The following is an 11,591-nucleotide window of genomic DNA, read 5'->3' as shown; positions in this document are numbered from 1 at the left end:
CGCATGAAAACAGCGTGGAAAGTCATCGTTGGCATCCTTGCCGCACTACTTGTCCTGCTCCTTATCGCCGAGGGCGGGATCCGCATGTTCATGGCAAACCAGATCACCTCGGAGTTCAACAAGAACGCCGAGACCTCGTCCGCCCAGGGCGGCGGTGACGACGCGGAGCCCGACGTCTCCTTCGGCCCGCAACCGGTAATCTTCGGCCTGGTGTCTGGCAAGCTGCCCCACATCGACCTGGACACCCCCTCCACCCTGGTGGTCAACGGCGACCAGGTGACCGGCGACCCCGCCTCGCACATCGTCATGGACAACATCCGCTACGACTCCGGCGACCCCGTCGCCGAGTCCTTCCGCGTAGACACCGAGCTCACCAATGACCTCATCCGTGCGATGCTCAACCAGCAGCTGCACCAGCAGATGGGCGAGGACTCCTTCCTCAGCGGCCTGATCAACGTCTCCGACGTGAACACCGACCCCGACGCCGGCACCGTCCACATCGAGTTCACCGGCGGGGTGGCCGCGCTGGACCTCAAGCCCATCACCGAGCAGGGCCAGATGCGCTTCGAGGCCACCGGCACCCAGCTGTTCGGCATGGACCTGCCCGAGGAGGCCGCGAGCGCGCTAAGCGACGCCATGAACCAGGGCATGGAGGAGCAGAGTGCAGGCAGCATGAACATTCAGGAGTTCAGCGTCGTGCCCGGCGGCGTGCGCGTCACCATGACCGGTGAAAACGTGAACTTTGCGGAGATGCAGAACGCGCAGGGCCAGTACGGCGCCGCGGCCTAGTCCGACTGTGCTCCGGAGCGGGCGAAGACCCGGGCCGCGCCGGCTTCCAGCCACGTGATCGCGGCCTCCTCGCCCGGATCGGCGCCGTAGACGGCGACGTCGACAGGCGTGTCGGGCACCCCGGCGGCGGCCGGGACAGCCAGGCAGGACGCGCCGAGGTGCTCCGCGACCCGCAGCGCGGTATCCGTTGCGCTTGCGGGGCAGACGATGCCCACTGGGACGGTGAGTGACTGGTGGACCGCGATGGCGTCGGCAAGCGCGGCGCCCTGCGCGGCATCGGGGTCGAGCGCGAGCCAGATCTCGTCGGCGCCCGACTCGGCGGCCAGGCGCGCCTCCGCCGCCTTGATCACGCTGTGGTGGCGGCCGGTGGGCCAGCCCACGACGGCGATGGCGGGAAGACTGCGGCGGAGCACCTGCGGGATCTGGGTCGGCTCGACGACAAGGCCCGCGCTCCCCCGGTCATCCGGGGCAGCAAACGGGCCACCGGCCAGGAACGTGCCCCGGCGGGTGGCCAGCCACTCGTAGTCGTTCATGCGCCGCTAGTACCCGTAGTTGCCGCGCAGAATGTTATCCAGCTGGGGCTTCACGTCCAGCCAGTACACGCCGATCGCCACCGCGCCGAACCACATGATGAACGGCAGGTGGAGCAGGCAGACCAGGGCGGAGCCGCCCAGGATGAGCGCCCACGTGTTCTTGTTCTGCCGGTCCGCCGCGTCAAACGCATCCGCGCGGGTGGACAGCGCAAAGTACACCCCGGCGAAGCCCGCGATCGCCACCGCGAAGAAGAAGAGGGCGCTGAGCATCGTCGGGATGCTCATGATGATCGTGACGGTGCTCAGGTTCGCAAGAGTCGGGGTCATACGTTACTTATCCTCGTCGGCGACAATTTCGCCATCGATAATATCGGGGCGCTGGTTCGCGCCGCCAAACTGCTCCTGCACGCGGGCAAACAGGGACTCGAGGCGCTCGCGCACATCATCGAGCACGCTGTCCGCGCCTTGGCCCGTGGCGGTGCCGGCACCGCCACCGCGCAGCTCACCGATCTTCTCGTTGAACAGGCCGCGCGCGTCTTCCACGGCCTTCTGCAGCGAGCCCTTCACGTCGTCGGAGAACTCCAGGTCGCGCTGCTGAAACGCCTTAAACTGCTTCTCTGCCTCAGCGACGAAGTTGGAGGCCGCCGCGCGGATCTCGCCCTCGCTATCGGCCTGGTCCAGGCGCTCGCGGGCGCTGGCGGTAGCGAACTTCAGCTTCTCCGGCAGGTCCTCCGTGTACTTGCCGGCGTGCTTGCTGATCATCGCGCCGAGGGAGGAGCCGGCGGCAACGATCGCCTGGCCCGCGTCGCGCAGGTTGGCCCGCAGGTCGCCGGACTCGGAGGGGTTGGATGCGGAGTCGAAGGAATTGTCAGCCATGTCAGAAAACCTTTCAGTGTCTTGCAGTGTCTTGCTGGGTGGTGGTTGCGTGAGCTAGTAGAAGAGCAGCTGAGACACAGTGTAAATAACCAGCCCGGCGAGCGCACCCACGATCGTGCCGTTGAGGCGGATGAACTGCAGATCCTTGCCCACCATAAGCTCGATCTTGTCCGAGGCCTCCGCCCCGTCCCAGCGCTGGATGGTCTCCGCGATGATGCCCACGATCTGGTCCGCGCCGTTCTCGGCGGCGAAGTGCACCACCTTTTCCAACTTCTGCTCCGCCGACGCGCGCACCTCCGGGTCGTTCGCCAGCTTCCTGCCCCACTCCGCGGCGGCGTCCGCCACCTTGCGGCGCAGCATGCTCTGCGGGTCGGTGGCGTTGGCCACGATAGTGTCCGCGAGCTGCTCCCACATGCTACTTGCCGCGGAGGTGACAGCGGTGGAGCCCATCACGTCGCCCTTGAGCGCCTCGACGCGCGTAATCATCTGGCTATCAAACTGCAGGTCCTGCGCGAACTGGGACAGCTGCCGGCGGATGGCGCGGCGCGCCTCGTGGTCCGGGTCGCGGTCCACCTCCGCCATGAATTTCACCAGCTCGGTGTACACCTTCTCCCCCACCAGGTCCTTGGCAAATTTCGGTGCCCAGCGGGGCATGCGGTCGTCGATAAGCGTGACGATGCTCTGCTCCATCCCGTCCAGCTTCGCGCGCGACCAAGCGAGGATGTCCTCGACGATGGGCTCCGCTTTGCCGTCGGCGATAAAGCCTTCGAGCGCGCGGCCGACGGGCGGGCCCCACGTGGGCTCGGCGAGGCGGTCGATGAGCTGGGTGTTGATGAACGCCTCTGCGTCGGCAGGATCGATGCCGCGCACGACGCGGACCGTAAAGTCGCCGACTTCCTGGCTGACCCGTTCGGCGCTGGCGGGGCGGGTGAGCCAGGTGCCGACGCGCTGCGGCAGGTTCGCCTCCATTACTTTCTGAGTAATGGTGCGGGCGTTGAGGAAGTTTTCGCTGACGAACTCGCTGAGCGCGTCGGCGACCTGGTCCTTCTTGTTGGGGATGATCGCCGTGTGCGGGATCGGCAGGCCCATGGGATAGCGGAACAGCGCGGTCACGGCGAACCAGTCCGCCAGCCCGCCCACCATGCCGGCTTCCGCCGCGGCGCGCACATAGCCCACCCAGGAGGGCGCGCCGTGCGACTGCCACCACGAGCAGGACAGGAAGATCACCGCCATGAGCCCGAGCAGGCTCGTGACAAAGATCTTGTGATTCCGGAGGATCCGCCGCCGCTCTGCCTCGTTCGAGGGCGCGGGCATCATCGCGTGCTGAGACATACCTTGATTATGGCAGCCCGGCCCCGCGCAGTTCGAGTTGCTTAGCGACGCCCCCGTGCACCAAAAATCCCCCGACCGCGGGAAAATTCCGCAGTCGGGGGAAGTGGCGCAGGGCGTGCGGCGCTAGTTCACGCGGCCGGTGGCCTTGCTGTACGCCTTGTAGTCCTTGCGGCCTACGGCGATCAGGATCGCGCCGAGGATCAGGGTGGCGGCGACGACGATCAGGCCGAGGATGAGCAGGATCTGGCTGTAGTCATTCTCCTGTGCGCCGAAGCCGGCGATCATGGCGGAGCCGCCCCAGACGGCGAAGCCGAAGCCGGAGAGGGACGCCAGGATCAGGGCCATCGCGATCCAGGTGGAGAATCGGTTCAGCGAGGAGTGCGGAGCGCCCAGGGAAACCGGGTCGTAGCCCTCGATGTAGGTGTCCGCGAGTGCCGACTTGTACGTCGGGAAAGACTCGCTGCTGATGTCTGCAACTGCGTGCTCGGAAGCCATGATGACTCTTTTCTCTCGTCCTGCTTCAAATACTCGGTAGATAGTATACGGCGGCCTAGTCGTCGCCACCACGGAAGGCTGCACGTGCGCGCTCGGCGTTGATCGCACCGACCGCGTCCAGCGGGATACCCGCCGGGCAGACGTCCGCGCACTCGCCGTAGAGCGAGCAGTGGCCGAAGTTGGTCTCCAGCTCGTCGACCATGTTGCGGGCGCGGCGGCCGCGCTCCTGCTTGCCCAGCGGCAGCAGCTTCAGGTGCTTGAGCTTCGCGCCGGTGAACAGGTGCGCAGCACCGTTCGGGCAGGCGGCGACGCAGGCGCCGCAGCCGATGCAGGCCGCGTAGTCCAGCGCGGTCTCCGCGTCGTGGTGGTTCACGGCGAGGGTGTCGGCGTCCGGTGCGGTACCGGCGTTGATGGAGACGTAGCCACCCTGCTGCATCACGCGGTCCAGCGCGGAGCGGTCCACGGCGAGGTCCTTGATCACCGGGAACGCGCCGGAGCGGAACGGCTCAATCTTCAGGGTGTCGCCGTCCTTGTAGTTGTACAGGCGCTGCAGGCAGGCGGTGGTGTTGGTGTCCGCGCCGTGCGGGCGGCCGTTCACGTTCAGGCCACAGGTGCCGCAGATGCCCTCGCGGCAGTCGGAGGCGAAGACGAACGGCTCCTTGCCTTCCTCGACCAGGTTATTGTTCACGTGGTCGAGGAGCTCCAGGATGGACATCTGCTCGACGGCGTCGTCCACCTGGACGGTCTCGAAGTGCCCTTCAGTGTCGGGTCCGGCCTGACGCCAGATCTCAAGTGTCAGTTTCATTACTTGTAGTTCCTTGTCATCAGCGGGATCGAATCAAAGTACAGGGGTTCTGCGTGGCGGATGAACTCGCCCTCGCCGGCCGGCTCCCACGCGGAGACGAAGCACCAGTTCTCGTCGTCTCGCTCTGCCTCGCCATCCTCGGTGAGGTGGTCCATGCGGTAGTGCGCACCGCAGGACTCGTCGCGGTCCAGGGCGTCGATGCACATCAGCTCGCCGAGGTTGATGTAGTCGGCCAGGCGCAGTGCGGCCTCGAGGGTCTGGTTCATCTCGTTCGGGGAACCCGGGATGGAGATGTTGGCACGGAAATCGTCGCGAAGCGCGCGGATCTTCTGGATGCCTTCCTTCAGGCCCTCAACCGTGCGGGAGACGCCGCAGTGCTCGTAGAGGATGTCGCCGAGCTGCTCGTGGTAGTACTCCGGGCCGTGCGGTTCGGTGCCGTTAACGGACATGATCTGCTCGATGGTGTCCTTGGCGCGGTTGACGGCCTCGGTGACCTCCGGCGCGTCCTCCGGCAGCACTTCCTCGCCGAGGTGGTTGGCCAGGTAGTTCGGCACGGTGAACGGGAGGGTGAACCAGCCGTCAACGGATGCGGAGAGCAGCGAGTTCGCACCCAGGCGGTTCGCACCGTGGTAGGTCCAGGAGCACTCGCCGGCGGCGAAGAGGCCGTCGATGGAGGTCATCTCGTTGAAGTCGGTCCACAGGCCGCCCATGGTGAAGTGGACGGTCGGGGCGATGCGCATCGGGACCTTGTACGGGTCATCGCCGATGGAATCCTCGTACATCTCGAACAGGTTGGAGTAGCGCTCGCGGATGGTGTCCTCGCCGAGGCGCTCGATGGCGTCGGTGAAGTCCAGGTACGCGGAGTTGTGCAGCGGGCCAACGCCGTAGCCGGCGTTGAGCTGCTGGGAGATGGCGCGGGAGGCCACGTCGCGCGGCACCAGGTTGCCAAACGCCGGGTAGCGGCGCTCGAGGAAGTAGTCGCGCTCCTCCTCCGGGATGTCCTTCGGGTCGCGGTCGTCGCCCTTTTCCTTCGGGGTCCAGATGCGGCCGTCGTTACGCAACGACTCGGACATCAGCGTCGTCTTCGCCTGCCACTTCGCGTTGACCGGGAGGCCCGTCGGGTGGAACTGGATGAACGCCGGGGAGGCGAGGTACGCGCCGCGCTCGTACGCGCGCATCATGGCAGACGAGTTGGAGTTCTTGGCCAGCGTCGTCTTGTGGTAGACGTTGCCGTAACCGCCGGTGGCCAGGATCACGGCGTGGCCGGTGAACGGCACGATCTCGCCGGTGATCAGGTTGCGGGTGACAATGCCCTCGCAGTGCTTCTTGCCATCCTTTTCCGTGATGACCAGGTCCATCAGGTCGTTGTGGGTAAAGATCTCCACGTTGCCCAGGTGGATCTGGCGCTGCAGCGCCGACGCGGTGGACAGCTGCAGCTGCTGGCCCGTTTGGCCACGGGTGTAGTAGGTGCGGGAGACCTGCACGCCGCCGAAAGAGCGGGTGGCCAGGGTGCCGCCGTACTCGCGGGCGAACGGGGCGCCGATGGCGTTCATGTGGTCGATGACGCGGACGGACTCGATAGCCAGGCGCCAGCAGTCGGACTCGCGGCAGCGGTAGTCGCCGCCCTTGACGGTGTCCTTGGTGTGGCGGTACGCGCTGTCGTTGTCCACCTTCTTGCCGCGGGCGGAGTTCACACCACCCTGCGCGGCGATGGAGTGCGCACGACGCGGTGCGTCGTGGTAGGTGAAGGCCTTCACGTTGTAGCCCAGCTCGCCCAGCGCCGCGGCGGCAGCGCCGCCGGACAGGCCGGTGCCCACCACGAGGACGGTGAACTTGCGGCGGTTCAGCGGGGAGACCAGGTTCATGTGGTCCTTCTGGTAGCCCCACATGTCCTTCATGCGGACCTCGTCGCGGTTGGGCTCCGCGGCGTCCAGAATGTGCCCCGGGGTCACGCCGGGAGCGGCGGACTCGGGCTGGCGGAAGCCGCCGGACGTCTCCTGGCCGGCAGCACCCTGGGCGCCCACTGCGCCGGTAGCGGTGGTGTCGGCTGCGCCGCCCTGAGCACCCTTATTGGGGTTGTATGCGGTAGTCATAGTGTGTTTCTCCTCTATCAGCCGTTACCGGGAAAAGTCGGGGACGAAGCCGCACGCGATGGCAATCGGCATCACGACGTTGCCGATGACCACGATGAACGGGAGGACGTACGCCAGCAGGACCATCAGGCCGCGGCCGCGCTCGCCGAGCCAACCGAGGTCGGAGACAGCGAGGTAGATGCCGTGGGTCAGGTGCATCAGCAGCGCGAGGTTGGCCACGACGTAGATCAGGGTGACCCACCAGCGGCCCGGCGCGAAGGTGGCGAGCATGTTGTTGCGCACCTCGCCGTGGACGAACTGGTCAGAGGCGACGACCTGGCCCGTGGTCAGATCCAGCAGGTGGAAGATGACGAAGAGCAGCAGGATTACGCCGGTGATGAGCATCCAGCGGGTCGCGGTGGACTGCCAGCCACCCATCAGGCCCGTGCGCTTGAACTTGCCGCGCGACTGGGACGAGCGCGCCTTCAGCGTGAACGCACCCCAGACGTGCAGCACCAGGCAGACGAGCAGCACGATGCGGGCGATCCAGAGGAAGCCCTCGTGCGGGAGCAGCGGCTCGCCGATCTCGCGCAGGAAGCGGCCGTATTCATCAATCGGCGCTTGCCCGTTGGCGTGGAGCGGCATAAAGATCTTCAGGTTGCCCACCATGTGGCCGAGCACAAAAAGACCGAAAATGAGGCCGGTGACGGCCATGGTCAGCTTCAAAGCCCACGTTGGGTAGGACGGCCGCTCGCGCAGCGGCTTTTCAGTGATTTTACCGTGACGAATGGCTTCACGGTCTGCGTTTTGTACAGTCATGGCACCTCCAGTGTCGCTACTACTGTAGGCAACCTTTGGGCACCCCACCTATTTATTCGCGCCACTTCCGCGCTCCCGCACCCCCTCCCACCTCGAATAATGGGAATACCTTTCTCGCTTGACCCCCAGAGCGCGCCCGCTCCCAGCAACTTTCAACGTTCCCAGCCCACCCTACGGTAATTTGTGACCTTGCACACTCTCGCCGCATTTTGTTCATGATCCCCCTGCCCGCACCCCTTAATGTGTCAACCTTTCGTTGGTAAGTTCGCCCTTAGTTTCAACTCCAGGTTGAGCCTTCGCTTTTCGACGCCCCCCCGTGGCACGCAAAAAGCGCCCCGGCGATAACCGGAGCGCTTGGGGTGGGTCGACGGTGGCGTCGACAAGCAACTGCCTACAGGTTGATCATGTGACCTTCGACGCCGTGGGCAACTTCCTTGAGCACCTCGGACAGCGTCGGGTGAATGTGGATGCTGCGGGCGATCTCACCGGCGGTGAGGTCGAAGCGCTGGGCCAGAGTGATCTCCGGCAGGAGCTCGGAGACGTGCGGGCCGACCAGGTGCGCGCCGAGGATCTCGCCGAACTCGGCGTCGGCGATGAGCTTGCCAAAGCCGGCGGTCTCGGCCAGGCCGACAGCCTTGCCGTTCGCGGAGAACGGGAAAGTCGCAACCTTGATCTCGCGGTCCGGCCACTTCTCCTTCGCCTGCTCCTCGGTGTAGCCCATGGACGCGACCTGCGGGTTACAGAAGGTCGCGCGCGGGGTCATCATGTAGTCCTCGATCTCCAGGGTCTCCGCGTCCGCGATCGTCTCCGCGGCGATAATGCCCTGGGCCTCCGCGACGTGGGCGAGCTGCAGCTTCGCGGTGACGTCGCCGATGGCGTAGATGTGCTCGACGTTGGTGCGCATACGGTCGTCGATAGCAATGGCGCCACGCTCGGTCAGCTCGACACCCGTGTTCTCCAGGCCGTAGCCCTCGGTGCGCGGGGCGAAGCCGACGGAGATCATCACGCGATCCACGGTGAGCGTCTCAGTCTTGTCGGTGCCATTCTTCTGAATGTCCACCTCGACCTCGGAGCCGTTGTCGCGCACAGCGGTGGTGGCGTGGCCGGTCAGCAGCTTCACGCCGAGTTTCTTGTACTTCTTCGCAATCTCCTTGGACACGTCCTTGTCCTCGTTGGGCAGGACGCGGTCCATGTACTCCACAACCGTCACGTCGACGCCGTAGTTGGACAGCACGTAGGCGAACTCCATGCCGATCGCGCCGGCGCCCACGATGACCATCTTCTTCGGGGCCTCGGGGTTGAGGATCTGCTCCTCGTAGGAGACAACGTTCTCGGACAGCTCAATGCCCGGGAGCGTGCGCACGACGGAGCCTGTGGCGATAATGCAGTCGTCGAAGGTGACGGTCTTACCCTTGTCGTCGCCCTCGGTGATCTCGATCGTGTTCGCGTCGGTGAAGGAGCCGAGGCCGTTGATCTCGGTGATCTTGTTCTTCTTCATCAGGTAGTGCACGCCACCAACGATCTTCTTCGAGACCTGGCGGGAGCGCTTGTGGGCGTCCGAGTAATCGAACTCCACGTCACCCTTAATGCCGAACGTCTTGGCATCGTGGTTGAAAATCTCTGCAACCTCAGCGTTCTTAATCAACGCCTTGGACGGGATGCAGCCCACGTTGAGGCAGACACCGCCCCAGTACTGCTTCTCTACAACTGCAACCTTCTTACCCAGCTGAGCTGCACGGATGGCGGCAACGTACCCACCGGGGCCCGCGCCGAGGACAACAACGTCAAAATGTTCTTTACTCACGCCACACAGGATACGTGCATTCCCCAACTTTGGGTATGCATTCCCCCACATCGCGCTTCCGCGAGTGCCGTACAGCGCCCGAATGTGGGTACCGAGCACCCCGAAACACCCTGTACTCCGGTTTCGCTCCTGTAACGTGACGGCGATCTGGCAATATATACGGAAGCAACGACGAGCCCTCCCGTTTGTTCACACCGTTTACACAGCTAACTAGGAAAGCGAGCCACCGTGAAGTTCACGCGCCCCGCACTCGCCGCCGTCGCCGCAGTTGCCATCGCCGCAGCCGCGGTCCCGGCAGGTATCCACCTCAGCGCCGACAGCGAGGAAGGCACCCAGCCCGCGCAGATCGCCGCCGCACAATCCACCACCTCCGCGACCGTGCCGGAGACGACGGAATCCACCGCATCTTCTGAGCCGGCAGAGACCACTGAGTCTTCTGAGTCGTCTGCGTCCTCTGCGCCGAGCGAGCCAACTTCGGACGCCGAGGACTCCGACAGCGAGCTCACCGACGCCAACGGCGGCGGCGCTTCCAACCCGACCGGGGACGAGGGCGAGGTCGGCGCGCTTATCGACGATGTCCTGTCCGGCCCCGAAACCGACCCCGACAAGCTGAACAACATGCAGGAGGAGCGCGCTACTTCCGCCGGTACCGTCAAGCCGCTCACCCGCTCCCTGCCCGCCGCCACCGGCGGCACGCAGGAATGGGTGGACAAGATCAAGCTTTTCGACGGTGGCGAGGCCGTCGAGGTCTACTCCCCCTCCATGGAGCGCGACATCCCGGTCGCGATCATCCGCGCGACCGACGACCAGGGCAACTACATCAAAGACGCGCCGACCTACTACCTGCTCAACGGCGCCGGCGGCTCCGAGCAGGACACGGACTGGATCGCCCAGGCCGGCGGCACCCTCGACCGCACCCTGGGCCACGAGCCCGTCAACGTGGTCATCCCGATGGAGGGAGCCTTCTCCTACTACGTGGACTGGCTCACCGAGCCGGACAAGAACCGTTACATGAACGGCAAGCAGCTTTGGTCCACCTTCCTGGCCAAGGAACTGCCGCAGGCAATCGAGCCGTACATGGACACCACCAACGACCGCCGCGCGGTCTCCGGTTTCTCCATGTCCGCCACCTCCTCGCTCCTGCTCGCTGAGCACAACCCGGGCTTCTACAAGGCGGTCGGCTCCTTCTCCGGCTGCGCCGCGACCTCCCGCCCGCTCCCCTGGTTCTTCGTCGGCCTGACGGTGAACCGCGGCGGCGGCCTGACCCCGGATGAGCTGTGGGGCCCGATGGGCTCCGAGTACAACCGCTACAACGACGCGCTCGTCATGGCGGAGTACCTCAAGGGCACTGACCTGTACATTTCCAGCGGCACCGGCCTGGTCAGCGAGACCGACACCATCGGCTACCTGAAGAACCAGCGCAACCTGGAATCCAGCCGCGCCTTTTCTAACCACCTCACCCTCCTGGTCGAGGGCGGCGTGATCGAGGGCGCGATGAACGCCTGCACCCACGACCTGCGCGCCAAGCTGGACGCCAAGGGCATCCCGGCGCACTACAACTTCCGCGCCACCGGCACCCACTCCTGGCCGTCCTGGCTGGAGGACATGCGCGAGTCCTGGGCAACCGTGATCCGCCCGGCGCTGCTCCCGGACGAGCCGGAGACCACGACCGAGAAGGACACCCCGGCGGCCCCCGAGAAGCCGACCGGGACCGCCGCACCGGAAGCACCGGCCCTGCCGACGCTCCCGACTGAGCCGACTGAAACGACCACTGCCGCCGAGTCTTCCGGGTCCGCCGAGCCTTCCGAGTCCGCCGCCGCCACCGCGACGGATGAGGCAACGGAAACCACGGAAACCACTGAAACCACAGCGCCGACGGCGACCACCGCGGCCGACGCCAACTAGTCGCCTGCCGGAAAACGCCTTGAGGGCTGGCTTGCACCGAGTGCAAGCCAGCCCTCAAGCTATTGGGCCACAAACGTGCGGCTTAGAACATCCCCAGGCCGTAGGCGATGGTGGAGGAGGTCGACGAGCCAAAGTTGAGGATCTGGCCGAGCGCCTCGTTG

At 65.5% G+C, this 11,591-nt stretch carries 11 protein-coding genes; 2 read left to right on the top strand and 9 right to left on the bottom strand.

Annotated elements, in window-relative coordinates; all coding sequences use genetic code 11:
• Nucleotides 1–3 precede the first annotated feature (3 nt).
• The gene (locus CKJ85_RS02355; RefSeq protein WP_095553310.1) at nucleotides 4–789 is read left to right on the top strand and encodes a DUF2993 domain-containing protein; all 786 of its coding nucleotides are present in this window, start codon (nucleotides 4–6) and stop codon (nucleotides 787–789) included.
• On the opposite strand, the gene CKJ85_RS02350 is transcribed toward CKJ85_RS02355, so the two are convergent.
• The 9 genes from CKJ85_RS02350 to lpdA all read right to left on the bottom strand — a co-directional run bounded on the left by CKJ85_RS02350 (nucleotide 786) and on the right by lpdA (nucleotide 9,576).
• Nucleotides 786–1,322 (bottom strand): hypothetical protein, encoded by a 537-nt coding sequence (locus CKJ85_RS02350; protein ID WP_095553309.1) that lies wholly within the window; start codon nucleotides 1,320–1,322, stop codon nucleotides 786–788. The genes CKJ85_RS02355 and CKJ85_RS02350 overlap by 4 nt on opposite strands.
• A 6-nt stretch (nucleotides 1,323–1,328) precedes the next feature.
• Nucleotides 1,329–1,649 (bottom strand): DUF2516 family protein, encoded by a 321-nt coding sequence (locus tag CKJ85_RS02345; RefSeq protein WP_233125689.1) that lies wholly within the window; start codon nucleotides 1,647–1,649, stop codon nucleotides 1,329–1,331.
• Nucleotides 1,650–1,652: 3 nt separating this feature from the next.
• The gene (locus CKJ85_RS02340) at nucleotides 1,653–2,198 is read right to left on the bottom strand and encodes a CGLAU_01105 family protein (RefSeq protein ID WP_095553308.1); all 546 of its coding nucleotides are present in this window, start codon (nucleotides 2,196–2,198) and stop codon (nucleotides 1,653–1,655) included.
• 54 nt (nucleotides 2,199–2,252) lie between these two features.
• Nucleotides 2,253–3,530 (bottom strand): DUF445 domain-containing protein, encoded by a 1,278-nt coding sequence (locus CKJ85_RS02335; protein ID WP_095553307.1) that lies wholly within the window; start codon nucleotides 3,528–3,530, stop codon nucleotides 2,253–2,255.
• 123 nt (nucleotides 3,531–3,653) lie between these two features.
• Nucleotides 3,654–4,025: a hypothetical protein gene (locus CKJ85_RS02330; protein WP_095275155.1), complete on the bottom strand. Its 372-nt coding sequence runs from the start codon at nucleotides 4,023–4,025 to the stop codon at nucleotides 3,654–3,656.
• Nucleotides 4,026–4,080: 55 nt separating this feature from the next.
• Nucleotides 4,081–4,830: a succinate dehydrogenase/fumarate reductase iron-sulfur subunit gene (locus CKJ85_RS02325; RefSeq protein WP_095535209.1), complete on the bottom strand. Its 750-nt coding sequence runs from the start codon at nucleotides 4,828–4,830 to the stop codon at nucleotides 4,081–4,083.
• On the bottom strand, nucleotides 4,830–6,923 hold the full coding sequence (locus CKJ85_RS02320) for a fumarate reductase/succinate dehydrogenase flavoprotein subunit (protein ID WP_095547711.1): 2,094 nt from the start codon (nucleotides 6,921–6,923) through the stop codon (nucleotides 4,830–4,832). The genes CKJ85_RS02325 and CKJ85_RS02320 overlap by 1 nt, the downstream gene beginning before the upstream one ends.
• 24 nt (nucleotides 6,924–6,947) lie before the next feature.
• Nucleotides 6,948–7,721, bottom strand: a complete 774-nt coding sequence (locus CKJ85_RS02315) for a succinate dehydrogenase cytochrome b subunit (protein WP_095275158.1) — start codon at nucleotides 7,719–7,721, stop codon at nucleotides 6,948–6,950.
• A gap of 391 nt (nucleotides 7,722–8,112) precedes the next feature.
• On the bottom strand, nucleotides 8,113–9,576 hold the full coding sequence (gene lpdA / locus CKJ85_RS02310) for a dihydrolipoyl dehydrogenase (protein ID WP_095553306.1): 1,464 nt from the start codon (nucleotides 9,574–9,576) through the stop codon (nucleotides 8,113–8,115).
• Between the two features lie 177 nt (nucleotides 9,577–9,753).
• Here lpdA and CKJ85_RS02305 point away from each other — a divergent pair, with 177 nt between their 5' ends.
• On the top strand, nucleotides 9,754–11,430 hold the full coding sequence (locus CKJ85_RS02305; RefSeq protein WP_233126918.1) for an alpha/beta hydrolase family protein: 1,677 nt from the start codon (nucleotides 9,754–9,756) through the stop codon (nucleotides 11,428–11,430).
• Nucleotides 11,431–11,591 lie beyond the last annotated feature (161 nt).

The sequence above is a fragment of the Corynebacterium sp. NML 150383 genome, from assembly GCF_002285085.1.
GTDB classification, from domain to species: domain Bacteria; phylum Actinomycetota; class Actinomycetes; order Mycobacteriales; family Mycobacteriaceae; genus Corynebacterium; species Corynebacterium gottingense.
Note: the sequence above shows the minus strand (reverse complement) of the source record. Positions and strands in the feature narration are given on the sequence as shown.